The organism is Planococcus sp. MSAK28401, assembly GCF_018283455.1.
Classification (GTDB): domain Bacteria; phylum Bacillota; class Bacilli; order Bacillales_A; family Planococcaceae; genus Planococcus; species Planococcus alpniumensis.
In genome coordinates this window covers 1,202,700-1,227,241 of record NZ_JAAMTH010000001.1, presented here as the reverse complement: position 1 = coordinate 1,227,241, position 24,542 = coordinate 1,202,700, and the positions used below count along the sequence as shown (strand labels likewise).

21 protein-coding genes and 1 other RNA gene are annotated in these 24,542 nt (G+C 49.0%); 6 read left to right on the top strand and 16 right to left on the bottom strand.

The window, feature by feature from the left end:
• Nucleotides 1-47 precede the first annotated feature (47 nt).
• Together gcvH and G3255_RS06200 are read right to left on the bottom strand one after the other, a co-directional pair.
• The gene (gene gcvH / locus G3255_RS06205; protein ID WP_058381220.1) at nt 48-428 is read right to left on the bottom strand and encodes a glycine cleavage system protein GcvH; all 381 of its coding nucleotides are present in this window, start codon (nt 426-428) and stop codon (nt 48-50) included.
• Between the two features lie 77 nt (nt 429-505).
• Entirely contained in the window at nt 506-862 is a 357-nt protein-coding gene (locus tag G3255_RS06200; RefSeq protein ID WP_211653739.1) for an arsenate reductase family protein, read from the bottom strand.
• A 155-nt stretch (nt 863-1,017) separates the two neighbouring features.
• Here G3255_RS06200 and G3255_RS06195 point away from each other — a divergent pair, with 155 nt between their 5' ends.
• Nucleotides 1,018-1,164, top strand: coding sequence for a hypothetical protein (locus tag G3255_RS06195; protein WP_211653738.1), 147 nt, complete (start codon nt 1,018-1,020; stop codon nt 1,162-1,164).
• A gap of 624 nt (nt 1,165-1,788) precedes the next feature.
• Here the strand turns inward: G3255_RS06195 and G3255_RS06190 are convergent.
• From G3255_RS06190 to G3255_RS06180, 3 genes are all read right to left on the bottom strand, one after another.
• A complete protein-coding gene (locus G3255_RS06190; RefSeq protein WP_058381222.1) occupies nt 1,789-3,570 on the bottom strand; it encodes an acyl-CoA dehydrogenase FadE in 1,782 nt (593 codons plus the stop codon).
• Nucleotides 3,571-3,636: 66 nt separating this feature from the next.
• Complete coding sequence (locus tag G3255_RS06185; protein ID WP_211653737.1) at nt 3,637-4,809, bottom strand: acetyl-CoA C-acetyltransferase; 1,173 nt, start codon at nt 4,807-4,809, stop codon at nt 3,637-3,639.
• A gap of 28 nt (nt 4,810-4,837) precedes the next feature.
• On the bottom strand, nt 4,838-7,222 hold the full coding sequence (locus G3255_RS06180; protein ID WP_211653736.1) for a 3-hydroxyacyl-CoA dehydrogenase/enoyl-CoA hydratase family protein: 2,385 nt from the start codon (nt 7,220-7,222) through the stop codon (nt 4,838-4,840).
• A gap of 205 nt (nt 7,223-7,427) precedes the next feature.
• On the opposite strand from G3255_RS06180, the gene G3255_RS06175 reads away from it, so the two are divergent.
• Genes G3255_RS06175 through G3255_RS06165 form a run of 3 tightly spaced genes read left to right on the top strand, consistent with a single transcriptional unit; the run spans nt 7,428 to nt 8,801 of the window.
• Entirely contained in the window at nt 7,428-7,748 is a 321-nt protein-coding gene (locus G3255_RS06175) for a thioredoxin family protein (RefSeq protein ID WP_211653735.1), read from the top strand.
• 49 nt (nt 7,749-7,797) lie between these two features.
• On the top strand, nt 7,798-8,256 hold the full coding sequence (locus G3255_RS06170; protein WP_211653734.1) for an STAS domain-containing protein: 459 nt from the start codon (nt 7,798-7,800) through the stop codon (nt 8,254-8,256).
• Between the two features lie 23 nt (nt 8,257-8,279).
• Complete coding sequence (locus G3255_RS06165) at nt 8,280-8,801, top strand: C39 family peptidase (RefSeq protein WP_211653733.1); 522 nt, start codon at nt 8,280-8,282, stop codon at nt 8,799-8,801.
• Here G3255_RS06165 and G3255_RS06160 read toward each other — a convergent pair.
• Both G3255_RS06160 and G3255_RS06155 read right to left on the bottom strand, forming a co-directional pair.
• The gene (locus tag G3255_RS06160) at nt 8,790-9,668 is read right to left on the bottom strand and encodes a 5'-3' exonuclease (protein WP_349291426.1); all 879 of its coding nucleotides are present in this window, start codon (nt 9,666-9,668) and stop codon (nt 8,790-8,792) included. The two genes, G3255_RS06165 and G3255_RS06160, sit on opposite strands and share 12 nt — an antisense overlap.
• 457 nt (nt 9,669-10,125) lie before the next feature.
• A complete protein-coding gene (locus G3255_RS06155) occupies nt 10,126-11,622 on the bottom strand; it encodes a glycine betaine uptake BCCT transporter (RefSeq protein ID WP_211653732.1) in 1,497 nt (498 codons plus the stop codon).
• A 396-nt stretch (nt 11,623-12,018) separates the two neighbouring features.
• On the opposite strand from G3255_RS06155, the gene G3255_RS06150 reads away from it, so the two are divergent.
• Both G3255_RS06150 and G3255_RS06145 read left to right on the top strand, forming a co-directional pair.
• Nucleotides 12,019-12,759, top strand: a complete 741-nt coding sequence (locus G3255_RS06150) for an SDR family oxidoreductase (RefSeq protein WP_211653731.1) — start codon at nt 12,019-12,021, stop codon at nt 12,757-12,759.
• 22 nt (nt 12,760-12,781) lie between these two features.
• Nucleotides 12,782-14,254 (top strand): aldehyde dehydrogenase family protein, encoded by a 1,473-nt coding sequence (locus G3255_RS06145; protein WP_211653730.1) that lies wholly within the window; start codon nt 12,782-12,784, stop codon nt 14,252-14,254.
• Nucleotides 14,255-14,446: 192 nt separating this feature from the next.
• Here the strand turns inward: G3255_RS06145 and ssrA are convergent.
• The 9 genes from ssrA to G3255_RS06100 all read right to left on the bottom strand — a co-directional run bounded on the left by ssrA (nt 14,447) and on the right by G3255_RS06100 (nt 24,485).
• Nucleotides 14,447-14,801, bottom strand: a transfer-messenger RNA (tmRNA) gene (gene ssrA / locus G3255_RS06140).
• 79 nt (nt 14,802-14,880) lie between these two features.
• Nucleotides 14,881-15,345, bottom strand: coding sequence for an SsrA-binding protein SmpB (gene smpB / locus G3255_RS06135; protein WP_058381238.1), 465 nt, complete (start codon nt 15,343-15,345; stop codon nt 14,881-14,883).
• A gap of 48 nt (nt 15,346-15,393) precedes the next feature.
• The gene (gene rnr, locus G3255_RS06130) at nt 15,394-17,667 is read right to left on the bottom strand and encodes a ribonuclease R (protein ID WP_249222240.1); all 2,274 of its coding nucleotides are present in this window, start codon (nt 17,665-17,667) and stop codon (nt 15,394-15,396) included.
• A gap of 71 nt (nt 17,668-17,738) precedes the next feature.
• Nucleotides 17,739-18,485, bottom strand: coding sequence for an alpha/beta hydrolase (locus G3255_RS06125; RefSeq protein WP_211653728.1), 747 nt, complete (start codon nt 18,483-18,485; stop codon nt 17,739-17,741).
• 105 nt (nt 18,486-18,590) lie between these two features.
• Complete coding sequence (secG, locus tag G3255_RS06120; protein ID WP_058381240.1) at nt 18,591-18,818, bottom strand: preprotein translocase subunit SecG; 228 nt, start codon at nt 18,816-18,818, stop codon at nt 18,591-18,593.
• 831 nt (nt 18,819-19,649) lie between these two features.
• Nucleotides 19,650-20,945 carry a phosphopyruvate hydratase gene (gene eno / locus G3255_RS06115; RefSeq protein ID WP_211653727.1) on the bottom strand — a complete coding sequence of 432 codons (1,296 nt, stop codon included), beginning with the start codon at nt 20,943-20,945 and terminating at the stop codon, nt 19,650-19,652.
• A gap of 55 nt (nt 20,946-21,000) precedes the next feature.
• On the bottom strand, nt 21,001-22,533 hold the full coding sequence (gene gpmI / locus G3255_RS06110; protein WP_211653726.1) for a 2,3-bisphosphoglycerate-independent phosphoglycerate mutase: 1,533 nt from the start codon (nt 22,531-22,533) through the stop codon (nt 21,001-21,003).
• Nucleotides 22,526-23,287 (bottom strand): triose-phosphate isomerase, encoded by a 762-nt coding sequence (gene tpiA, locus G3255_RS06105; RefSeq protein WP_211653725.1) that lies wholly within the window; start codon nt 23,285-23,287, stop codon nt 22,526-22,528. Before tpiA ends, gpmI begins: the two co-directional genes overlap by 8 nt.
• Nucleotides 23,288-23,300: 13 nt before the next feature.
• Nucleotides 23,301-24,485 carry a phosphoglycerate kinase gene (locus G3255_RS06100; protein ID WP_211653724.1) on the bottom strand — a complete coding sequence of 395 codons (1,185 nt, stop codon included), beginning with the start codon at nt 24,483-24,485 and terminating at the stop codon, nt 23,301-23,303.
• Nucleotides 24,486-24,542 lie beyond the last annotated feature (57 nt).

Genomic DNA, 24,542 nt, shown 5'->3' with positions numbered 1-24,542 from the left:
GAAAACCTTATATGAAAAAAAGCGCCATAAAGAGGCGCTTTCAGAACTTACTCGTTTGTCATTTCTTTATATTCGTCAGCTGACATCAATGCATTGACCTCATCTTCGGAAGGGGCTTCCACAACGACCATCCACGCTTTTTCATAAGGTGATTCGTTGACGAATTCCGGGCTGTCTTCAAGCTCAGAATTGACTTCGACGATTTTCCCGCTGATTGGCGCATACAATTCCGATACTGTTTTAACGGATTCGACGCTGCCGAATGGCTCGTCTTTTTTCAGCTCGTCGCCGACTTGCGGAAGCTCGACAAATACGATGTCTCCAAGTTCATCTTGCGCGAAATGAGTAATGCCGATACGTGCTTTGCCGTCTTCGACTTTGACCCATTCGTGTTCTTTTGAATAGCGAAGCTCTTGTGGTGTGCTCATCCAAACCCCTCCAAATATGTAATTGACTCAATTTTAGTTTGCCACAACCAAGGATGAAAAACAAGATGACAAACTTGTCAGCTCCATGTATTTCCGTAAGCCTCTTCCTTGAAGCCAAGTGTCGCCTGAGAGCCGTCCCATGCAAGCGGGCGTTTGATGAGCATGCCGTCTGATGCTAGCAATTTGTATTGCTCATCTGCTGACATTTCCGGCAGCTTTTCCTTCAGTTCGAGTTCACGGTATTTTTTGCCGCTCGTATTGAAAAACTTCTTCAGCTCGATGCCGCTCGTTTGGTGGATCTCTTTCAGCTGTGCCGCGGAAGGCGGATTTTGCGAGATATCGATATAGTCGAACTCCGCATCATTTGCCTCAAGCCATTTCTTGCCTTTTTGGCAGGTCGAGCATTTCGGGTAAGCGTAATACTGGATCATCAAATCTCCTCCTGTCTTGTAAATCAAGCATATCAAAATGCCCCGGAGCAGTCGACTGGAAGGGAGTTAGTGAAAATTGAATTGAAAATGTGACTTTCTTGTATGAAAAATCGGATGTCCATTTCGACGGACGCTTTCGGGCCCACAGGATGTGGGTCATGCAGCTGGCGCGACAGGACGTCGCGGTGCCAGCTGCCAGGACACGGCTTCAGCCGCTTCCTTCGCTGCGCTCAGTCCAGGGTCTTCAGCTCGTGCTATTTCCGCAGGAGTCGCCGTCTCCATTCCCATCCGGTATTGTGTATTGAACGAAGGAAAAACCTTAAATGCTAATTAAATCTCACCGTTTCTGTTGCTCTCAGAAGAAACACTTTATACAAAAATTATATAACTCCTCTTCGTGCATGTCTTAAACAAAAAAAGGAAAAGGTTTTTCCTTCCCATTCTCAGAGTGTTGAAGAAGTTTAATAAGTCGGTATAAATTAAAATCGGACCATCTTTTCGACATTCAAAATCAAAGACCTATTTAAGTATTTGGAAAATTGTTCGCTCGTAACCCCTTCTGCTCACTAATGTTGCGCATTACTTTCGCAAAGATAATGTCTCCCGTAGGCCGACCTTATCTTTCCAGTGGAGCAGCGTAAGCGACGAGACAACCGAGCCCCCGCAAGGAATGAATGAGCGAAGCTTAGCTGAGAACATTCATTTGCGACGCATCTGCCAGGTAGATGTTAGAGCAAACGGGTTTTCTGCGATGCTCGAACGCAGTGAGAGTTGAGCACAAAGGTTTCGTAGATACTGAGGAGGCTTAGGAGGCTTGGGTGCGAGCCCACGAAAAGCGAGCGATAAGCTTCGGAAAATACGACTTCACAATTATATCGACAACCTTAAAAAAACAGGAAGGGTTTCCCCTTCCTGTTTTGTGCAATCTATTAGACGACGTATTTTTCTACACTGATCAATTTTTCGGATGCTTCGCGTTTTTTCGCGATCAAGTTGTACGGTGTTGAACGCGTCAACTTGCGAAGTGCAGACAACATCATGCGCTGGTTATCGCCATCGATTGCTGCGATCAAGGTTTCTTTCGCGTCTTTCTCGATTTCTTCTAAAGCTTCCTGGCAGAAGATCTGCGTATAAAGAAGTTTCTGCTTCGCCTTTTCTTCGCCGCTTGCTGCGATTGCTTTTTCAGTGCGCAAGACAACCGATTCCATTGCGAAGACATTGCTGACGATATCCGCGATGTTCACGAGCACTTCCTGCTCTGCTTCCAGTTTCTTGCCGTAAGTCTGTGCAGCAAGGCCTGCAGCGAGGATGGCGATTTTCTTGGCGTTTTTCACCAATGCTTTTTCCTGTGCCAACGCTTCCGTGCCGACTTCTTCAGGCATCATCATCAACAATTCTTCCTGCAAAGCTTGCGCATGTTGCAATAGCGGCAATTCGCCTTTCATCGCTTTGCGTAGCAATGTTCCCGGCACGAGCAGGCGGTTGATTTCATTTGTTCCTTCGAAGATTCGGTTGATGCGGGAATCGCGGTAGATGCGCTCGATTTCATATTCCTGCATAAAGCCGTAGCCGCCATGAAGCTGTACGCCTTCATCGACGATATAATCCAAAGTTTCCGTTCCGAAGAATTTATTCAATGAACATTCGATGGCAAATTCCGCGATAGAATCCGCGACCAGTTTGCCGTCTGCCTGCTGCTCATCCGTGAAGCCGCTCATGCGATCTTCGAACAAGCCGACTGTACGGTACACGGAACTTTCCACGGCATACAATTTAGAGGCCATTGTCGCCAATTTCTCTTTTGTCAGGTTGAAAGAAGAGATCGGCGTCTTGAATTGCTGGCGCTGGTTCGTGTAAGGAATCGTCAATTCCATTGCGCGCTTGGATGCGCCGATTGTGCCGACGCCCAGTTTATAGCGCCCGATGTTCAAAATATTGAAGGCGATGATGTGTCCGCGCCCTGCTTCGCCGAGAAGATTTTCCACTGGTACTTCCGCATCTTCCAAGATCAATGTACGTGTAGAAGACGATTTGATGCCCATTTTCTTTTCTTCCGGGCCAACCGATACGCCCCCGAAGTCGCGCTCGACGATAAATGCTGAGAATTGTTCGCCGTCGATTTTTGCATAGACCACGAAGACATCCGCAAATCCTGCGTTTGTGATCCATTGCTTTTCGCCGTTCAAGACGTAATGCGTACCCGCTTCGTTCAGTTTCGCGACTGTTTTCGCACCCAAAGCATCTGATCCGGAGCTCGGCTCAGTCAAGGCGTAAGCTGCGATTTTCTCGCCCGTTGCAAGAACCGGCAAGTATTTCTTTTTCTGTTCCTCGTTACCGAATAAGACGATCGGCAAAGAACCGATGCCGACGTGTGCGCCGTGTGTGATGGAGAAACCGCCCGCTTTGGACATCTTCTCAGCAATCAAGGCAGAGGCGATTTTGTCGAGCCCGAGCCCGTCGTATTGTTCTGGAACGTCTGCGCCGAGAAGGCCAAGTTCGCCTGCTTTTTTCAAGAGCTTAACGGAATGCTCAAATTCATGGTTCTCCAACTTTTCGACCAAAGGCATAACTTCTGTGTTGACGTAATCCTCTGTCGTTTTGGCGATCATTTTATGCTCTTCTGTGAAATCTTCCGGCGTGAACACACGCGATAGGTCTGCATCTTCGATCAAAAAGCTTCCGCCTTTGATCAATGTTTTTTCTTGTTCCATTTTCTATTCCTCCCAATTTATCGTTTATCTTGAATCCCCTGTTAACCGTATCCCCTAAAGTTCTCTTTACAACATTTCGAAGACGCCGGCTGCGCCCATTCCGCCGCCGATGCACATTGTGACGACACCGAATTGTTTGTTTTGGCGCTTCAATTCACTAAGCATGCGCAAAGTCAAAATCGAACCTGTTGCACCGAGCGGATGGCCGAGTGCGATGGCGCCGCCGTTCAAATTGATCTTATCCATATCCAAGCCAAGCTCGCGGATGACGCCGAGCGACTGTGAAGCGAAGGCTTCGTTCAGTTCCCAGACGTCGATATCGTCTTTCGTCAAGCCGGCCAGTTTCAAGGCTTTAGGAATCGCAACGACCGGGCCGATGCCCATGACTTCCGGCGGCACGCCGCCTGTTGCGAATGAACGGAATTTCGCGATTGGCTTAAGGCCAAGCGCTTCCGCTTTTTCACGGTCCATGACAAGCACAGAACCTGCGCCGTCAGAAGTCTGCGAAGAATTACCCGCTGTCACCGTGCCGCGCGCTGAGAATGCTGAGCGCAATTTATTGAGCGTCTGGATGGATGTGCCGTGGCGCACCCCTTCATCCATTTCGAACATGAACGATTTTTCTTGGTATTTATTCTGGCTATCGACATAGCGCTGGATCACTTCAACTGGCACGATTTCATCGACAAAATGTCCTTTTTCGATAGCCCTAGCTGCATTTTCATGAGACCGGACCGCAAATGCATCCTGGTCTTCCCGGCTGACACCGTATTGTGTCGCCACTTGTTCTGCCGTATGGCCCATGCTCATGTAATATTGCGGGGCGGTTTCGGCGATTTTGGCGTTCGGCCGCAGCACATTGCCCATCATCGGCACCATGCTCATCGATTCGACGCCGCCGGCAACGATCGCTTCGGCGTGGCCGACCATGATTCGTTCAGCGGCATAAGCGATCGACTGCAAGCCTGACGAACAAAAACGGTTGACGGTAACGGCCGGCGTCGTATCCGGAAGCCCTGCGAGCGCCCCGATATTGCGGGCGATGTTCATGCCTTGTTCTGCTTCTGGCATGGCACAGCCCATAATCAAATCATCAATGGGGCCGTCATATCCAGCCCGTTTCAATGTTTCCCGTACGACAAGTGCCCCGAAATCATCTGGGCGCACCGAGGCGAGAGAACCTTTTTTTGCTTTACCGACCGGTGTTCTGGCTCCGGCCACAATTACTGCTTCGCGCATATCATTTCCTCCTCTATCTAATCGGCGATCAATTGCGTAATGGTTTCCCTTTGACAAGCATATGCTGCATGCGCTGCTGTGACTTCGGTTCAGCAACGAGGCTCAGGAATGCTTCACGTTCCAAATCGAGCAAATACTGCTCATCGACTTTCGTGCCGTATGGCAGTTTGCCGCCTGATAATACATACGCCAGTTTCTTGGCGATTTTCATATCGTGTTCGCTGATATAGCCGGATAATAACATGCCTTCAGCCCCAAGCAGCATCGCGGCATAGCCCGCTTCCCCTGCGACTGGCACTTTTTCTCTTCTTGGCGCCTGGTAGCCATTATCATGGAGCGACAATGCCAATTGCTTCGCATCATAAATCAAATGGTCGCTATTGACGCTGATGCCGTCGACGAAGTTCAGGAAATTGTTTTCACGTGCTTCGTCTGCTGAGGTCGACACTTTCGCAGTCGCGATCGATTCGAACACGCCCGCTGCTACATTGACATAGTCAGCCGTGACATGATTCGGCAAGCCTTTTAATTGCTTCATATAAAGTTCCTTGTTTCCGCCGCCGCCTGGAATGAGCCCGACGCCTGCTTCCACTAAGCCCATATAAGTTTCCATGGATGCCTGCACGCGTGCTGCTGGCAAGATGACTTCTGCCCCGCCGCCGAGTGTCATGCCGAATGGTGCCGCAACAACCGGTTTCGAGCTATATTTCAATTTCAGCATGGCGTTCTGGAAGGTGCGGATCGTCAAATCCAGTTCAAAGATATTGTCGTCTTGAGCTTCCATCAAAATCATGCCGAGGTTGGCGCCAACACAGAAGTTTTTGCCTTGGTTGCCAATAACGAGCCCTTTATAATTTTTCTCGACTTCATCGACCGAGAAATTGATCATCTGCATGATATCGAGGCCGATCGCATTCGACCGCGAATGGAATTCGAGCAATGCGATGCCGTCCCCAAGATCGATCAAGCTTGCGCCGGAATTCGATTTGATGACGCCATGCTTTTTCTTGTAGCTCTTCAAGTCGATCACTTTTTCATTGACCGGAACGGGCTGATAATCGGTCCCGTCGAAATAATACAGATCGCCGTTTTCTTCTTTATAGAAGGAATCAAATCCTTTATCCAATAAGGCTTGTGCAAATGCTGGTACTTCCAAACCTTGTGCGGCCATTTTTTCTGTCGACTGCTTGACGCCGATTGCGTCCCAAACTTCAAACGGTCCCTGTTCCCATCCGAAGCCCCATTTCATGGCGTTGTCGATGGCGACGATATCGTCTGCAATCTCGCCGTGCAATTGCGCCGAATAGACGAGTGTCGGAGCGAGGATGCTCCACAGCAATTCGCCTGTGCGGTCGTCTGCATAAACGAGTGTCTTCATTTTTGCGGACAAGCCTTTTTGCTGCTTGGCTACCTCCTGTGAAGGCGTTTTCAATTTTTGCGCCGGGCGGTATTCCATCGTGTCCGGGTCGAGCTCCAGAATTTCTTTGTCTTTCTTCTGGAAAAAGCCTTGCTTGGCTTTGGCGCCGATCCAGCCGTTTTCGACCATGCTCTTCATGAATTCAGGCGTTTTAAATACTTGCTGTTCTTCGCCTTCGGTTTGGTCGTAGACGTTTTTCGATACGTGCATAAACGTATCCAAACCTACAACATCGAGTGTACGGAATGTCGCCGATTTTGGGCGGCCGATCAATGGGCCGGTAACGGAATCTACTTCACCAATAGAATAGCCGCGGTTTTGCATTTCGCGCACCGTGACGAGCAAGCCGTACGTGCCGATGCGGTTAGCGATGAAGTTCGGCGTATCTTTTGCCAAAACGACGCCTTTGCCTAAGCGGTCTTCACCGAATTGCTGCATGAATTCAACGACTTCCGGAGCTGTTGCCTGTGCCGGAATGACTTCAAGCAATTTCAAGTAGCGCGGCGGGTTAAAGAAATGGGTGCCAAGGAAATGCTTCTGGAAATCTTCCGAGCGCCCTTCTGACATCGCATTGATGCTGATGCCTGATGTATTGGAGGAAATGATGGTGCCGGGCTTTCTGACTGCATCCACCTTTTCATAGAGTGATTTCTTAATATCCAGGTTTTCGACGATGACTTCGATAATCCAATCCACGTCGGATAGCTTTTCGAGATCATCTTCCAAGTTGCCTGGCGTGATCAATTGCAAGTTTTTCTTTTGTGTCAGCGGAGCAGGTTTTTGCTTTAATAGCTTTTGGGTGGCAGTCGCTGCGATCCGGTTGCGGACTGCTTTGTCCTCCAAGGTCAATCCTTTCGCTTGCTCTTCCTTCGTTGCCTCTTTCGGGACAATGTCGAGCAGCATGACCGGAATTCCGATATTGGCTAAATGCGCTGCGATTCCGGATCCCATGACGCCTGATCCGAGCACAGCCGCTTTTTTGATTTTGTATGACACGGGCAAACCCTCCTGTTTTTGAATGAACCCTCATTCATTTTCTGGGTAAAAAAAAGAAATGCTGTCCTTCTTGTTCTTAGTGTAAATTAAATTGCTTATTTTCGCAATATTTAATCGGAAGATTTTTCTCCCGCTTTTATCCAAGCGCTTGGAGAGAATGCAAAAAAAGGGTAAGATTAAAAAGACTATTAAAGGAGGCAATTCAATGAAATCCCTAAAAACAACTGAACAGTTCAACGATACAATCCAAAACGGCGAACCGGTCATCGTGAAATTCCAGGCTGGCTGGTGCCCTGATTGCACACGCATGGATATGTTCATCGACCCGATCATCGAACAATACGACAACTACCAATGGGTTGACGTCAACCGCGACGAACTCCCGGAAATTGCAGAGCAATACGAAGTAATGGGCATCCCAAGCCTATTGATCTTCAAGGACGGCGTAAAACAAGCGCACCTCCACAGTGCTAATGCCAAAACCCCGGCTTCTGTCATCCACTTCCTGGAAGATCAACAAACTTAAAGACAGACGTCCGAAACATTCACGAATATTATAAAGCAGAGGTGCCGAAATGGATCCACAACAAGAAATTAAGGAATTGCAAGAACTCGTGGCGTACTACCAAGACGTCATTTACAATATGTCGGCACCGATCATCCCGTCGATCGTCCCGAATACCATTCTCGTGCCGATTGCCGGGTACATTTTCCGCGACCGTTTCGAGACGATCCGGACGAAAGTGCTCGATTATGCTGATAGCCATCGCGATACAGAACAAGTGGTCTTCGACTTTACCGGCGTGACGATGCAAGATGTCCAGTCATTTGACTTCAATGAACTCGCACTTGAATTGACTCAATTGAACAGCGCCTTGAAACTGATGGGCTTGCGCGGCATCTATGTCGGCTTCAACCCTCGTTTTGTCAGGGAGATAGTCCATGCCGGCATTCACGTTGACTTGGAAGTTTATACGACATTCCGCAGCGCCTTGCAAACTTTGCTCGATGAACGAGAAGCCAAGCTGCGCTGAACCGTGTAGAAGGAGGATGCATCATGAAAGCGCTGCTGCCTTTTCAAGCAATGAACCAATACGCTGAACATGTACCGGCCGCCTACCGAGCTTCTGCATGCGGGCCGGTCACCACTGCCTCCATCCTGCTCTACCATGAAGGCGTGGCACCGGGGATCGGGCCGCTTTATAAATTGCTCGGAGCGACGCCGATCGGCTTGAGCGCGTTTTGCCTAATCCGGCGGCTGAGAAAACTGGCCGGGCCGCGTTACGATATTAAGCGGATTCATTCAATCGAACACATTAAACAACAGCTCGATGCCGGCTATCCGCTTGCTGTAAAGTTCGACCGCTATTTTTCATTGCGCTGGCGCCAAAAAACCACTTTCGCCTATCACTGGGTCCCGCTCATCGGCTACAAGGAAACTGGGGACGATTTGCTGTTGTACATTCATGACAACGGACAAAAAAACCGCCCGAGCAAACTGCGGGCGGTGTCGTTCCGGGAAAACCAGGGCGTATTGAGTTTCATCCAGATTGCGCCGGTGTCCAAGTCAGATAAATGATTTTTCCAAGAGTCTTGCGAGCAGGCGGAATTCCCGCTCGTCGCATAACCTTACCAAATCAGAAGAATAATTCGGCACTGCGATTTCGTCGAGTGCCACATCGAGCTGGAGGTCATCTTTGATGACCGCCAGCTTTTTCGATAGCGCGAGCATGTCTTGATTCTCTTCGATTTTCTTTTTCTGCGCTGGTTTCAGTTCCTCGATATGTTCCAGGACGCCTTCGACCGAGCCGTAGCGTTGGATCAACTGAAGCGCCGTCTTCGGGCCGATGCCTTTGACGCCCGGATAGCCGTCACTCGGGTCGCCCATGAATGCTTTTACATCAGCAAATTGCTCCGGCAAGATGCCATATTCTTCCCCGAACCGCGCCTCGGTGTAAAGATCATAGATGTGGAAGCCTTTTTTCATGAAAGCGATCTTGACCGACGGGGTCAATAGCTGAAGCATGTCTTTATCTCCGGTAATGATTGTGTAATCCGCTTCGTCCGGCCATTTTTTTGTGAACGAGCCGATAAAATCATCCGCTTCGATGCCTTTTTCTCCATAATTTTTCCAGCCGAGAAGCTCGGACACTTCACGCGCCTGATCGAATTGATGCACCATATCTTCAGGCGGCGCCGGCCGGTTTGCTTTATAGCCGTCGAACATCTCGGTGCGGAAAGTATGCGCGCCCATGTCCCAGCATACGGCAATGTGGGTCGGCTTCATCAATGACTTCGCAGTGAGCACGTGGCGCGCGAATCCTTGTACGCCATTTGTGGCAAGTCCGCTTTCTGTGCGGAAAAACTGTCCGACGCCTGCTGTGGCAAAATACGAACGGAACAAGACCGCCATTCCGTCTACAAGCATAATATGTGGTTTTTCCACAAAAATTCCCCCATTCAACACGATTTCCTTTATTCATTATACGCGACTTTCCATAGAAAAAGGGTGCCGGACTTCCGGCACCCTTTTCGTTCTGTGTTTTCCGAAGCTACTTGCTTGCTTTCCGTGGGGCGGGAATCGAGCCTCCTCAACCGCTTCGAAACCTTTGTGCTCTCACATCTGCATAGCAGATGCGTCGCAAATGATTAGACTCAGCAATGCTTCGCTTAATCATTGCCTGCGGGGTCTCTCAAACCCGCTGATCCCACAGGAAAGATAAGATCGAACTATGTGAGAACTTATCTTTGCGAAGTAATGCGTAGCATTATTGAGCAGAAGGGGTTACGAGCAAACGCTTCTCCAAACACTTAGACAGTTCACTGAATTTTTTATACAGGATAAGCTTTTGCTCACTTTTACAAATAGAAAGCTATCCTCTAGTTCAGCATCTTTTAATAGCTTATCGTTTGCGCTTGATTGCTTTGTATTCAAGGGTCAAGGCTTTATAGAACGACGCCATCATCAATAGCATGATAAACGAGAATGGGAAGGCGGCGATGATCAATGCCGTCTGCAAGGACCCGAGTCCGCCTGCAAAGAGCAGGATGACCGCGATGGTCGATTGCGCAATCCCCCATGTCAGCTTCACAGCGTTCGCTGGGTCTAGCGAGCCGTTGGAAGTTTGCATGCCGAGAACGAATGTCGCCGAGTCGGCAGATGTGATGAAGAAAGTCGAAATGAGCAATACTGCTACAATTGACAACAACATGCCAAGAGGCAATTCATTGAACACTGCGAACAAAGTTTCTTCTGTCAACAATCCAGTCAAATCGACGCCGCTGCTTTGCACATCGATTGCCGTTGTACCAAATGCAGCGAACCAGATGAAGCTGATAAACGTCGGAATGAGCAAGACGCCAAACAGGAATTCACGAATGGTCCGGCCTTTGGAAACGCGGGCGATGAAAATCCCGACAAATGGTGACCAAGAAATCCACCAAGCCCAATAGAAGATGGTCCAGCCGTCAATCCATGACCGGTTTTCTCCATCGATTGGCGCTGCACGGAAACTCATATTGATCAAGTTCTGGAAATAGCTTCCGAGTGAATCGGTGAACATATTGAAAATCAACAAGGTCGGGCCAAGAACGATGACCAAAACCAGCAATGCAATGGCGAGCACCATATTGGTGTTCGACAAATACTTGATCCCTTTGCTGATGCCTGACCAGGATGAAATCATGAACAACACAGTAACGACTGCGATGATGATGATTTGTGTAATCAGGCTATCTCCTGGGATGCCGTCAAACAAATAAGCGAGCCCTCCATTGATTTGGATAGCGCCAAAGCCGAGCGTTGTTGCGACACCGACCGCTGTTGCGAATACGGCGATAACGTCGACAAGAACACCCCAAGGGCCTTTCATGCGGTCGCCGAACAATGGGCGAAGCGTCGAGGAAATGAGTCCCGGCTCACCTTTACGGAATTGGAAGTATGCCAGCGATAACGCAACTACTGCGTAAATCGACCAGGCATGGATGCCCCAGTGGAAAAATGTAAAACGCATGGATTCCCGGAACGCTTCCTGAGATCCCGGCTCAGCTGTCGCCGGGTCGATCGCGAAATGCGATAGCGGCTCTGCCGCACCCCAGAATACGAGCCCGATACCCATGCCCGCTGAAAACAGCATCGCAATCCATGTTGCAAATGAGTATTCCGGCTTGTCTGTGTCTTTCCCTAATCGAATTTGTCCCATTGGACTAACAAGGAAGTACAAGCAAAAGATAACCATTACTGAAACGATCAATAAATAATACCAACCGAACGAAGTAGTCAGGAATGATTCCATATTGCCGGTAACTTCCGCAAAATGTTCTGGAGCAAGCGCACCGTAACCAACTGCCAAAGCAATTAGGACGATCGCAATCCAAAACACATTTGTTACTTTCTTCATATAGTCTCCTCCTTTGAATTTCTTCACAAGATATAACGCTACGGAACATTGGCGCGCTTGTCAACTGTCTGAATTGTATATCAACTAAAGCGCTTAGGTTCAATATCAAATACCCATCACCCTGTGGAACGAAACAATGGAAATTAAGCCCAATTGCCTACGAGAATGGACTGAATCAACTTAGACGGCTTTGGGTTCTAATTCTTTTACTCTATTCTTTTCATTATAAAGAATTAGAGCTCATTCAATCTACTCCTGCGCTTTGGCAGCAAGGGATTTAATTGTGCCCAAGCATCTTTTGTTTAGAAAAGCCGTTCATGCGGGTAAGGAAAGTAAGATGTCTTTATTTCAGGACATTTTCGCCATCACTTAAAACAGAACTGGAGCTGAATAGATATGACACAGAAAAATACCGCAATCATTACAGGGGCAAGCAGTGGTATCGGTCAAGCTACTGCAAAGGAACTGGCAGCAAGAGGCTACCACGTCATGCTCGCTGCACGGCGCGAAGAGCGCTTAGTGGACCTGAAAAAAGAAATCGAAGCTGAAGGTGGAAGCGCGGATTATAAAGTAACCGACGTCACCTCAGCCGACGAGATGAAATCACTGGCGCAAGCAGCACTAGAGAAAACCGGAAAAATTGACATTCTCGTCAATAACGCCGGACTTATGCCATTGTCCTATATGAATAAGTTGAAACTCGATGAATGGGACCAGATGGTCGACGTTAACATTAAAGGTGTCCTTTACGGCATCGCGGCTGTTCTTCCGATCATGGAAGAGCAGAAATCCGGCCACATCTTGAACGTTTCCTCTGTGGCAGGCCATCAAGTTATGAAAGGCAGCGCCGTATACAGCGGCACGAAATACGCCGTGCGCGCCATTTCAGACGGTCTGCGCCAAGAGATCGACCCATCGCATGAAATCCGCGTGACCATCGTATCGCCGGGTGCAGTCGCAACCGAATTGACAGATACCATCACGGATGATGATGTACTCGACAGCTTCAAGAGCATGTCCGAATCCATGGAACCGCTGCAGGCAGAAGATATCGCGAATGCTATCGGCTATGCGGTGGAACAGCCATCACACGTCGACGTTAACGAAATCTTGATCCGTCCGAGACAACAGCCTTAAGAAAAAGAAGGAGACGATTTAAATGAAAACCGATTTTTCCAAGATTTTTATAAACGGAGAATGGACTTCCGGGTCCAGCGATAGCCAAATGAAAAACACCAATCCGTTCACCGGCGAAGAATTGGTCACGACACAAGCAGCCGACAAGAACGATTTGGACGCCGCTTATAAAGCAGCAGAAACCGCCCAACTTGAGTGGGCGAAGGAATTGCCGCAAGCAAAACAAGCGGTCATGGAAAAAGCCATTGAAGTCATGAAAGAAAACAAAGAATTGATTATCGAATGGCTCATCAAAGAAGCCGGCAGTACGAAAATCAAAGCGACCGTCGAATTCGGCGCATCGATGAACATCTTGAAAGAAGCGGCGACGTTCCCGTTCCGCATGGAAGGAAAAATCATGCCTTCCCAACAGCCGGGCAAAGAAAACCGCGTCTACCGCAACCCGCTTGGCGTTATCGGCATCATCAGCCCATGGAACTTCCCGTTCCACTTGGCGATTCGCTCTATCGCGCCGGCACTTGCCACTGGCAATGCCGTCGTCATCAAACCGGCGACCGATACGCCTGTCACTGGCGGGCTATTGTTCGCGAGCCTATTCGAAGCAGCTGGGTTGCCTAAAGGATTGCTCAATGTTGTCGTCGGCCGCGGTTCTGAAATTGGTGATGACATCGTCACTCATCCAACGCCGCGTTTGATTTCGTTCACAGGCTCGACGCCTGTCGGCAAACACATCGGCGAACTTGCTGGTGGCGCATTGAAGAAAACCGCTTTGGAACTTGGGGGCAATAATAATTTCATCGTCCTTGAAGACGCTGATGTCGACCAGGCAGTCGAGTCTGCCCTATTCGGCAAGTTCTATCACCAAGGACAGATTTGCATGTCGATTAACCGTATTTTCGTCCACAAGGACATTTACGACAAATTTGCCGAGCAGTTCATTGAACGCGCCGGCAACTTGAAATACGGCAACCCTGCAGAAGCAGATACGCAAGTCGGGCCGCTTATCAACCGCGACCAAGTCGACCGTATCCTAAAAGACATTGACGCCACTGTCGAACAAGGCGCGAAGATCCGCCTTGGCGGCAAAGCGGACGGCAATGTCCTCCAGCCGACAGTCTTAACCGGCGTCACGAACGACATGCCGCTTGCAGAGAACGAAATCTTCGGCCCTGTCGCGATTCTCATTCCGTTCGACAGCGACGAAGAAGTGGTCGAACAAGCCAATAAATACCCGTTTGGTTTGAGTGGTGCTGTGCATTCAGTGAATATCGAACACGGCACGAACATCGCCCACCAAATCGAGACAGGCATGATTCACGTCAACGACCAATCGGTCAACGACGAAGCGCATATGCCATTCGGCGGCGAAAAAGACTCCGGCCTCGGCCGCTTTAACGGCGAATGGGTGCTAGAGGAATTCACTACCTTGAAATGGCTGTCCGTGCAACATCAGCGCAGACAGTACGGGGCATTTGTGGATAATACGAAGAAATAAAATTTGAAACCGGTAGCTCTTAAATGGGGCTGCCGGTTTTTTAAATTTGATAATAATTATATTAAGATAAAGTTAAGATGAATACATCCCTTCTATTTAGCATGAGTAATAGTTCACATATCTACTTTTCACAAAACAAAAACGCCAACATCCTTCAAGAGGATGTTGGCGTTTCGTATACTCCATAAAATTCTATGGAGACGGCGGGAGTCGAACCCGCGTCCAGAGACTCCGTTACTTGAGCATCTACGCGTGTAGCTTATCTATTGGAGTTTCGCCGCTCAATCTGCCGACAAGCAGGCGTCATGAGGGCTAGTTCGAGAATCTCTTGCAGTCAGCTCAAACGGCACTGACTGCCGTATCCCACTAAAAGTGAGCTCTATGCAGCCACATGGGCGATGGTTACATAAAGCAGATCCGAGCTTACGCTGCGAATGCTAGGTTGTTGTTAGTTTTGCCAGTTGTTATAAGTTACGTTGATGACGGAGCCGATCCTCCGACGCGCAACCCAAGCTCGAACCATCCCTGTCGAATCCGTAACGTCCCCTCATTAAAAGAGAACACGGAAGTGGTTTAGCTTCGGTGTACTGTTACCAGTATAGGACAAAACAGGTCAGAGTTCAAGTTTAACGGCTTCTCTCTTTGAGCGCGCGGTCGATTGCCCGCTTCGCGTCTTTCTTCTTCAAGTCTTCGCGCTTGTCGTATTTTTTCTTCCCTTTACCGACGCCGAGCAGCACTTTGGCATATCCGTCTTTCAAGTACATCTTGAGCGGGACGATTGCCGCCCCTTCGACTTTCGATTTGCCGACAAGTTCGTTAATCTGCTTTTTGTGAAGCAAAAGCTTGCGCGAGCGCAGCGGGTCGTGGTTAAACTGGTTGCCCTGTTCATACGGCGAGATGTGCATATTGGAAATCCAGGCTTCCCCGTTCCGGATGCGGACGAATGCATCTTTAATCTGCACTTTGCCGCTTCTGGCGGATTTAATCTCCGTACCGAGCAGGACAATTCCTGCTTCGATCGTTTCTTCAATCGCGAAATCGAATCCCGCTTTTTTATTCTGGGCAATTACTTTGCCTTCTCCTTTGGCCATTTCTGTTCACCTCAAACTGTTGGAAAAAGCGGCACGCGGCCGCTTTTTTTATTTCTTCTTGTTACGCCCTTGCTGTTTGGCAGGCTTTTCATAAAACTTTTTCTTATTTTTCGGCTTGCGGTCTGCCCCGCCTTCGCCGCGCTTCTTGCCGTCTCTTGGCTTATCGCCATTACGGCCGCTGCGAATCACTTTCGGGGTTTCTTTGCGCGAACTACGGCGCGTATTTTGTGTCATGCCGACGATTTCAAAGTCGATGGATGACTCTTCCGGTTTGACACCGATCACCCGTACTTTGACTTCATCACCGATGCGGAACTGGCGCTTTGTCCGTTCGCCAATCATCATCATCTGACGGTCATCAAATTGATAATAATCATCCGTCAAGTTGGATACGTGGACCAAACCTTCAATGGTATTTGGCAGCTCGACAAACATGCCGAAGTTCGTCACAGATGAGACAATGCCGTCGAATTCTTCTCCGACTTTATCTGCCATGTACTGTGTTTTCTTCAGTGCATCCGTATCGCGCTCGGCTTCTACTGCACGGCGTTCACGGTCAGATGTGTGAGTTGCGATATCATCCATTTCCGCTTCCCAATGGCGAATTGTCTTTTTCGACAAGTCTTTTTCAATCAAATACGTGCGGATCAAACGATGGATGATCAAATCCGGATAGCGGCGGATCGGCGACGTAAAATGCGTATAGAATTCCGTCGACAATCCGAAATGGCCAAGGCTGTTTGAAGAATATTTCGCCTGTTGCATCGAGCGCAGCATCATCGTCGACACGACTGGCTCTTCAGGTTTGCCTGCGATAGATTCGATGATTTCCTGCAACGCCTTCGGAGAAACTTCATCCCCTGAGCCTTTCACAGTAATACCGAAATTCGTAATGAATTCGAAAAAGCGCTGCAATTTTTCCGTTTTCGGCTCTTCGTGAATGCGGTATAGCGACGGCACATCCATGCGATGGAAATGTTCCGCGACAGTTTCGTTCGCTGCGAGCATGAATTCTTCGATCAAACGCTCAGCAACTGTGCGCTCACGAACAACAATATCAATCGGGTAACCTTCATCGTCCACAATTACTTTGGACTCTTTAAAGTCAAAATCGATCGCTCCGCGGGTCATGCGGCGCTGATGCAAGACAGCTGAAAGTTCTTTCATCAATTCGAACATCGGAACCAGTTCAGCATATTGTTCTTTCAATTCCTGATTGTCTTTTTCAAGAATTTCATAGACATCGGTATAGGTCATGCGTGCCGATGTGTTGATGACGCTCTGGAAAATATCGTGGGACAACACTTCCCCTTTGTCGTTGAAAATCATTTCACAAGACAAGGTCAGACGGTCGACTTGCGGGTTGAGCGAGCAGATGCCGTTCGACAAGCGGTGCGGAATCATCGGAATGACGCGGTCCGTCAAGTAAATGCTGGTCGCGCGGTCATAAGCTTCCCGGTCTATGGCAGAACCTTCCGTCACGTAATGGCTGACGTCTGCAATATGGACGCCGAGTTTGTATGTGCCATCATCAAACTTCTTGACTTGAATAGCATCATCCAAATCTTTCGCATCCGCCCCGTCAATCGTCACAATCTGCTCATCGCGCAAATCACGGCGGTCATTCAGGTCTTCAGGATCGATTTGGTCCGGTACAGCATTTGCCTGGTCCAGCACATCTTGCGGGAATTCCACTTCGATTCCGTATTTATGGATGATCGACAAAATATCGACGCCAGGGTCGTTTTTGTGCCCGAGCACTTGTGTAACCATGCCCGTTGCGGACAAACGCCCTTCCGGCCAACCGGTAATTTCGACGACGACTTTATGGCCGTCGACGGCACCGAGTGTATCGTCTTTAGCAATAAAGATATCCATATTCATTTTCTTGTCATCTGTGACGACAAAGCCGAAGCCTTTGTTCGCCTGGAACGTGCCGACGACTTTCGTTGTGCCGCGTTCCAAGATGCGGATGACGGATCCTTCGCGGCGGTCTCCAGATGACCCTTCAGAAACACGGATCATGACTGTGTCGCCGTTTACCGCTCCGTTCACTTCATTCGGCGGGATAAAAACATCGTCGAGTCCAGCTTCTTCAGGCGCAAAAAAGCCGAAGCCTTTGGCGTGTCCGATGAATTTGCCGCGCATCAAGTTCATGCGGTCCGGCACACCGTAGCGATTTGAACGTGAACGCACCAATTCGCCTTTTTCTTCGAGCTTGACGAGTGTCTTCACCAATTCCCTAAATTCGTCGGCGTCTTCAAAGCCGAACTGTTCTTCAATTTCTGTCACCGTTAATGGCTTGTATGCTTCTTCGCGCATAAAGGCCAATAAACGCTGATCCAATGACTGTTCATTCTTGTCCAATCCTAACTCCTCCTTTTGAGACCGTCTCACACGCTCCAATCGAGCGATTCGAGAAACTCGTATATATCTTCATGCAATTGCTTTTTCTCCTGATCCAGCGTAATGACATGGCCCGATTTCTCGTACCATTTGATGCGCTTGTCAGTCGACTCCGCTTCGTCATGGATGATGTTCGCAGACTCTGTATTGATGACTTTGTCCAATGAGCCTTGGACGACGAAAAGCGGTGCATAGACATGATCGACGTTATTCCGTACTTCACCGATCAACTCACGCAGTTCAGCGAGTGTTTCCATCGGCTTTTCCTCGAACTTCTTCATCTCTTCTTCGATAAGCTTATCATCTTTTCCTTCATATTTCTTGTATTCACGGGCATACTCCAAAACGCCCTGGTACATCAAGTCGGTAGATTTCATGTGCATCGGCGCGCACATGGTCACAATGCCCTTTATAGGCTTTGTATACCCCAGTTTTAAACTGAATACGCCGCCGAGCGATAAACCAGCCACCGCAATCTCCTGGTATCCCTTGTCAATCAGTGTTTGATACGCTTGTTCGACGTCTTTCCACCAATCCACAGGGCCTGTCTCCACTAGCTTCTCCGGTGCCACACCGTGCCCTGCGTAATGCGGCGCGATGCTTGTATAGCCTTTCGTTTCCAAGAATCGCCCGAGCATCCGGACGTCTGCGGAATTGCCGGTAAAGCCGTGCAATAACAGAACCGCACGCGGCCCTTGCTCAAAGAAGAATGGTTTTGGTTGTGAAATGCGCATAAACTTTCCCTCCAACTAAATTTACTTACTATTATATAGGCCTGTGCCCAATTTCCCCTAAAAGAAAACGCCCAACCACTAAATGGTCAGGCGATGTGCTCTACATTATACTTTCGTTACGGCGATAGCCAGAATAAAGAATAAGGCAGCAAGGACGATCGTCACCCGGTGTAGGACAAGATCCAACCCACGGGCTTTTTGCTTGCCGAAAAGTTGCTCTGCTCCACCGGAGATGGCTCCTGAAAGACCTGCACTTTTCCCTGATTGCAATAGAACGACAACAATCAAAGCGATCGAGACGATAAGAAGTAATGTCATTAACAATGTATGCATAAATACCACCTCCTGAAAAGAACCTTCACAACAAACTCTAGTTTACCAAAAATTGAAACCTCAAGCAATAGAGCCCCTAAAAAATACAAATAGTTTAGACCATTTCATCTTTTTCTGTTCATTCTTTTTTGAATCTGTTGGTGAGGAGCATTTGCTTTATCTAGTAGAGCGGAAAGTAAGATTGCATTTAAACTTCACTCCGCAAAATAGCTGCAACAAAAGCTTGCTCTACTCTCGCGAAGCTCGAGCATCGCAAATGTATAGGCTTAGCTTTACTTCGCCTATACATTTGCCGCGGGCGAGCGCTGAGCCGCTTCCCTCGCTTTGCTCAGTCCAGGGTCTTATCTGTCTCGCTTTCCCGCAGGCAAGAATTAGCCGACGTGAACGAGGCGAATTCTTTGCGATGCAGTGCGAAGCGCTGCAGGAGCAGTAAGGGGTTCTGCGCTATTTTGCTCCGTTCTGATTAACACCCGATATTTATTAGAAAGTCTATGAGCAAAGCCCAGTTTTTATAGAAATTTTTCAAAGCTGAAGCGCAAGGGGCTGACGCCGGAGGGACTGCGCGGGACAGGCGAGACCTATATGGCGTAGCCATAAGGGCTCGAAGCCCGCCCCTATTATCGGGCAGCTGAAAACGCGACGTCCTGTCGCATCAGCTGCATGACTCGCATCCTGAGAGCCCCAAGCATGCCCCTGAAGCGTAAGCTTTTTACAATGATTCATAAATCAGCTTCAGACAACTTACACTAAGCAAGCTCTATCTTGCTCACACATTCTAACAGAAAAGCTGCCGGAAAAAATCTCCGGCAGCTTCCCCTCACCTATTCGCTATTATTTCTTCAAGTTATAGAAAGTTTTAACGCCCAAGTATTTCGCTGTGTCGTGCAATTGGTCTTCGATGCGAAGCAATTGGTTGTATTTCGCTACGCGGTCCGTACGTGACGGTGCGCCTGTTTTGATTTGACCTGCATTTGTCGCAACTGCGATGTCTGCAATCGTTACATCTTCCGACTCGCCTGAACGGTGGGAGATGACCGCTGTGTAGCCAGCGCGTTTCGCCATTTCGATTGCATCGAATGTTTCAGTCAATGTACCGATTTGGTTTACTTTGATCAGGATCGAGTTGCCGATGCCTTGCTCGATGCCTTGTGCCAATTTCCTCGTGTTCGTAACGAACAAGTCATCGCCGACCAACTGTACTTTATCGCCGATACGGTCTGTCAATAGCTTAAAGCCATCCCAGTCGTTCTCGTCCAATCCGTCTTCAATGGAAACGATCGGGTATTTATTTGCCAACTCTTCATACCAGTCGACCATTTCAGCAGAAGTTTTGACCGTGTTGTCGCCAGCCAATGTGTAGACGCCTTTTTCTTTGTCGTAGATTTCAGAAGCAGCTACGTCCATTGCGAGCAAGACGTCTTGGCCTGGTTTGAAGCCGGCTTTTTCGATCGCAACCATGATCGTCTCAAGTGCTTCTTCGTTCGAGCCAAGGTTTGGTGCGAATCCGCCTTCGTCGCCTACAGATGTGTTATAGCCTTTGTCTTTCAGTACAGTTTTCAAGTTGTGGAAGATTTCTGCACCCATGCGAAGGGCATGGCGGAAAGATTCAGCGCCTACTGGCATTACCATGAATTCCTGGATGTCGACATTGTTATCCGCATGCTCGCCGCCGTTGAGGATGTTCATCATCGGTACCGGCAATTGCTTGGCGTTGAATCCGCCGAGGTATTGGTAAAGAGGCATGTCCAAATAGTTCGCTGCTGCATGGGCAACTGCCATGGAAACACCCAGAATCGCGTTAGCGCCGAGGCGGCCTTTGTTTTCAGTTCCGTCAAGCTCGATCAACGCTTGGTCGATGGATACTTGATCCAGTACTGAATAGTTTTCTTCCAACTCATCAGCGATCTCGTTGTTTACGTGATCCACTGCTTTAAGGACGCCTTTACCAAGGTAACGGCTCTTATCGCCATCGCGAAGTTCAACCGCTTCGTGTTCTCCAGTAGATGCGCCAGATGGCACGATTGCACGGCCGAATGCGCCGCTTTCTGTGAATACCTCAACTTCAACAGTCGGGTTCCCTCTAGAATCGAGTACTTCGCGTGCTTGGATGTGTGTAATAATTGGCAATGTCAACAGCTCCCTTTTCAAATGGTTTGTTCAATTTGTATAATTGTAAAATGTTTTAATACAACGGCTTTCCAGTCATCTCTTCCGGCTGCTTAACATCAAGCAGCTTGAGGATAGTTGGTGCGAGATCCGCTAGAATTCCACCGCTCCGCAATACTTCCCCATGCTTCGTCAAGATGACAGGTACACGGTTTGTCGTATGCGCAGTCATCGGCAAGCCGTCTTCAGTCAGCACTTCGTCCGCGTTGCCGTGGTCGGCTGTGATGAGCGCCGATCCGCCTTGGCGATGGAGTGCTTCAACGATACGGCCAAGACATTCATCCACGACTTCGACTGCCTTGATTGTCGGCTCGAGCATGCCGCTATGGCCGACCATGTCTGGATTGGCGAAGTTCAAGATGATTGCATCGTGTGCGCCTGCATCGATTTGTTCGACGAGACGGTCGGTCACTTCATAGGCGCTCATTTCAGGCTGCAAATCGTAAGTCGCCACTTTCGGTGATGACACGAGAATGCGGTCTTCCCCCGGGAACACTTCTTCCCGACCACCGCTCATGAAGAAGGTGACGTGCGGATATTTTTCCGTTTCAGCGATGCGCAATTGCGTCATGCCGTTCGCCGATAATACTTCCCCGATTGTATTCACCAAATTGACGTTGTCGTAAGCAATTCGGGTCTTCAATTCCTCACTATAGATCGTGAAGCTAATAAACACCAGATCTTTCGGATGCTGGATGCTTAGCGGGAAATGAGCGAAATCAGGACGTGTCAACACAGTTGTCAATTGGATGGCCCGGTCCGGACGGAAATTAAAGAAGATGACGGAATCGCCTGATTCAATGACAGCAGGCGTTTCCCCTTCTTCCTTGACCGTAAACGGCAGGACAAATTCATCGACAACCCCTTCTGCATAAGACGCCTCAACGCCGGCCGCAGCGGAACTGGCGCTTGGCCCGGTTCCGTCGACTATTGCCCGGTAAGCAAGTTCAACGCGTTCCCAACGTTTGTCACGGTCCATCGCGTAATAACGTCCGCTGATGGAAGCGAAGCGCCCAATGCCGATTTGCTGCATTTGTTTTTCAGTTTCTTCTATATAATGAAGCGCGGTTTTCGGACCGACATCGCGGCCGTCCAAAAATCCGTGTACATAGACTTCGCTTAAGCCTTGCTGTTTCGCGAGGCGCAATAAAGCGAATAGGTGCTCATAATGGCTATGGACGCCCCCGTCGCTGAGCAAGCCCATGACATGTAAAGCTTTGCCGTTTTCTTTAGCGTTCATGACAGCATCTAGAAATGCGGGATTTTCAAAGAAATCGCCGTCTTTGATTGATTTATGGATACGTGTCAAATTTTGGTAAACAATGCGGCCCGCACCGATATTCAAATGGCCGACTTCGGAATTGCCCATTTGCCCGTCCGGCAAACCGACCGCTTCACCCGAAGCTGTCAGCAATTCATGGGGATATTCGTTCCACAGTCTGTCGAAATTCGGCTTATGCGCTTGTGCAACTGCATTTCCAGCGGTTTCTTCGCGGCAGCCGAAACCATCAAGGATGATCAAGGCAGCCGGATTGGCCGTTTTACGCATTTGAACCCGCCTCCAACAGCTTGACGAACGATTCCGTTTCCAAGCTCGCACCGCCGACTAACGCGCCGTCGATATGCTCCATCGAGAGCAATTCCTGGATATTGGCAGGTTTCACGCTTCCGCCGTACTGGATGCGGACTTTTTCAGCCGATTCATCGCTGTAAAGTGAAGCGATTTTTTTGCGGACGATGCCGCAAGCTTCGTTGGCATCTTCAGCTGTCGCTGTTTTACCTGTTCCGATTGCCCAGATTGGCTCGTAAGCAATGACTAGCTCAGCGATTTGTGCATCGGTCAAGCCCTCTACTGCTTTTTCGACTTGCGATTCCACGATGCTTTCCATTTGGCCCCCTTCACGCTGTTCATCAGTTTCACCGACACATAGGATCGGCGTCAATTGATGTGAAAATGCCGATTTCACTTTTGCATTGACTGTTTCATCGGTTTCATTGAAATACTGTCGGCGCTCGGAATGCCCGATAATGACATAGTCGACGCCGATGTCTGCCAATTGCACAGGGCTGATTTCACCAGTGAATGCGCCTTCGCCTTTATCGTGCATCGTCTGTGCGCCAATTTTCAATGCGCTGTTTTCAGCAGCATCCACTAATTGAGTCAGGTATAGAGCCGGGGCACAAATGACAGAATCGAGTTTTTCTGCATCCGGCACCAAGCCGTTTACTTTTTCTACAAATTCCTTCGCTTGTGATGCTGTTTTATACATTTTCCAGTTTCCTGCAATGATCGGTTTTCTCACAAAAACACTCCCTTTATTTATCGGTTAATGCGGTAACGCCTGGCAAATCCTTGCCTTCCATGAACTCCAGAGAAGCGCCGCCACCTGTTGAAATATGGTCCATTTTATCTGCCACATGGAATTTCTCGACTGCCGCTGCGGAATCGCCGCCGCCGATGACTGTATAGCCTGGTGTTTCTGCCATCGCTTGAGCGACGGATTTCGTGCCGTTTGCAAAAGCTTCCATTTCAAACACGCCCATTGGCCCGTTCCAGATGATGAGCTTCGACTGGTTGATGACATCGGCATACATTTTCGCTGTTTCCGGCCCGATGTCGAGCCCCATCCAATCGGACGGAATTTCTTCGATTTTCACCGTTTTGGTCTCTGCATCTTTCGAGAACTCGTTCGCGACTGTCGCATCAACCGGCAAATAGAACTTCACGCCTTTTTCTTTCGCTTTGTCGATAAACGATTTGGCAAGGTCAAGTTTGTCTTCCTCGACAAGTGAATTGCCGATTTCATGGCCGAGCGCTTTGAGGAAGGTGTACGACAACCCGCCGCCGATAATTAAATTATCGACTTTGTCGAGCAAATGATCGATGACGCCAATTTTGTCTTTTACCTTCGCCCCGCCGATGATGGCAGTAAACGGACGGTCTGGTTCTGATAAAGCTTTGCCGAGAACGTCCAGCTCTTTTTCGAGCAACAGGCCGGATACCGCCGGCAAATGTTCGGCGATTCCTGCAGTGGAAGCATGCGCTCTGTGGGCAGCCCCGAATGCATCGTTGACGAATACATCCGCGAGAGCCGCAAATTGTTTTGCGAGTTCCGGGTCATTCTTTTCTTCGCCCGCATGGAAACGAACGTTTTCAAGCAATAGAATTTCGCCTGGTTCAAGTGAAGCGATTTCCTGCTCCACTGTGTCCCCTACGGATTCTTCAAGGCATTTCACGTCGTTGCCGAGCAATTCGGCCAACCGTGCGCCTGCCGCAGCTAGTCTCATGTCTTCGTTGACTTGGCCTTTCGGGCGACCGAGATGGCTTGCCAAGATCACTTTTGCGCCTTGCCCGACCAAATACTCAATCGTCGGCATGGCCGCACGGATGCGCGTGTCGTCAGTCACTTTCCCGTCTTCCATCGGTACGTTGAAATCTACACGGCAAAATACGCGTTTTCCTTTCAAATCCAAGTCTTTCATGGTCATTTTCTGCAGCATGAAAATACCTCCTATTTATATTCAAAAAAATAAGGGGTGGGGTTAATTCCCCACCCC

Excerpts from the sequence above, each read along its gene's own strand:
- gcvH (WP_058381220.1), bottom strand. The coding sequence starts at position 428 with ATGAGCACACCACAAGAGCTTCGCTATTCAAAAGAACACGAATGGGTC.
- G3255_RS06195 (WP_211653738.1), top strand. The coding sequence starts at position 1,018 with ATGCAGCTGGCGCGACAGGACGTCGCGGTGCCAGCTGCCAGGACACGG.
- G3255_RS06190 (WP_058381222.1), bottom strand. The coding sequence starts at position 3,570 with ATGGAACAAGAAAAAACATTGATCAAAGGCGGAAGCTTTTTGATCGAA.
- G3255_RS06185 (WP_211653737.1), bottom strand. The coding sequence starts at position 4,809 with ATGCGCGAAGCAGTAATTGTGGCCGGAGCCAGAACACCGGTCGGTAAA.
- G3255_RS06175 (WP_211653735.1), top strand. The coding sequence starts at position 7,428 with ATGAAATCCCTAAAAACAACTGAACAGTTCAACGATACAATCCAAAAC.
- G3255_RS06170 (WP_211653734.1), top strand. The coding sequence starts at position 7,798 with ATGGATCCACAACAAGAAATTAAGGAATTGCAAGAACTCGTGGCGTAC.
- G3255_RS06165 (WP_211653733.1), top strand. The coding sequence starts at position 8,280 with ATGAAAGCGCTGCTGCCTTTTCAAGCAATGAACCAATACGCTGAACAT.
- G3255_RS06155 (WP_211653732.1), bottom strand. The coding sequence starts at position 11,622 with ATGAAGAAAGTAACAAATGTGTTTTGGATTGCGATCGTCCTAATTGCT.
- G3255_RS06150 (WP_211653731.1), top strand. The coding sequence starts at position 12,019 with ATGACACAGAAAAATACCGCAATCATTACAGGGGCAAGCAGTGGTATC.
- G3255_RS06145 (WP_211653730.1), top strand. The coding sequence starts at position 12,782 with ATGAAAACCGATTTTTCCAAGATTTTTATAAACGGAGAATGGACTTCC.
- smpB (WP_058381238.1), bottom strand. The coding sequence starts at position 15,345 with ATGGCCAAAGGAGAAGGCAAAGTAATTGCCCAGAATAAAAAAGCGGGA.
- rnr (WP_249222240.1), bottom strand. The coding sequence starts at position 17,667 with ATGCGCGAAGAAGCATACAAGCCATTAACGGTGACAGAAATTGAAGAA.
- G3255_RS06125 (WP_211653728.1), bottom strand. The coding sequence starts at position 18,485 with ATGCGCATTTCACAACCAAAACCATTCTTCTTTGAGCAAGGGCCGCGT.
- secG (WP_058381240.1), bottom strand. The coding sequence starts at position 18,818 with ATGCATACATTGTTAATGACATTACTTCTTATCGTCTCGATCGCTTTG.
- gpmI (WP_211653726.1), bottom strand. The coding sequence starts at position 22,533 with ATGCGTAAAACGGCCAATCCGGCTGCCTTGATCATCCTTGATGGTTTC.
- G3255_RS06100 (WP_211653724.1), bottom strand. The coding sequence starts at position 24,485 with ATGCTGCAGAAAATGACCATGAAAGACTTGGATTTGAAAGGAAAACGC.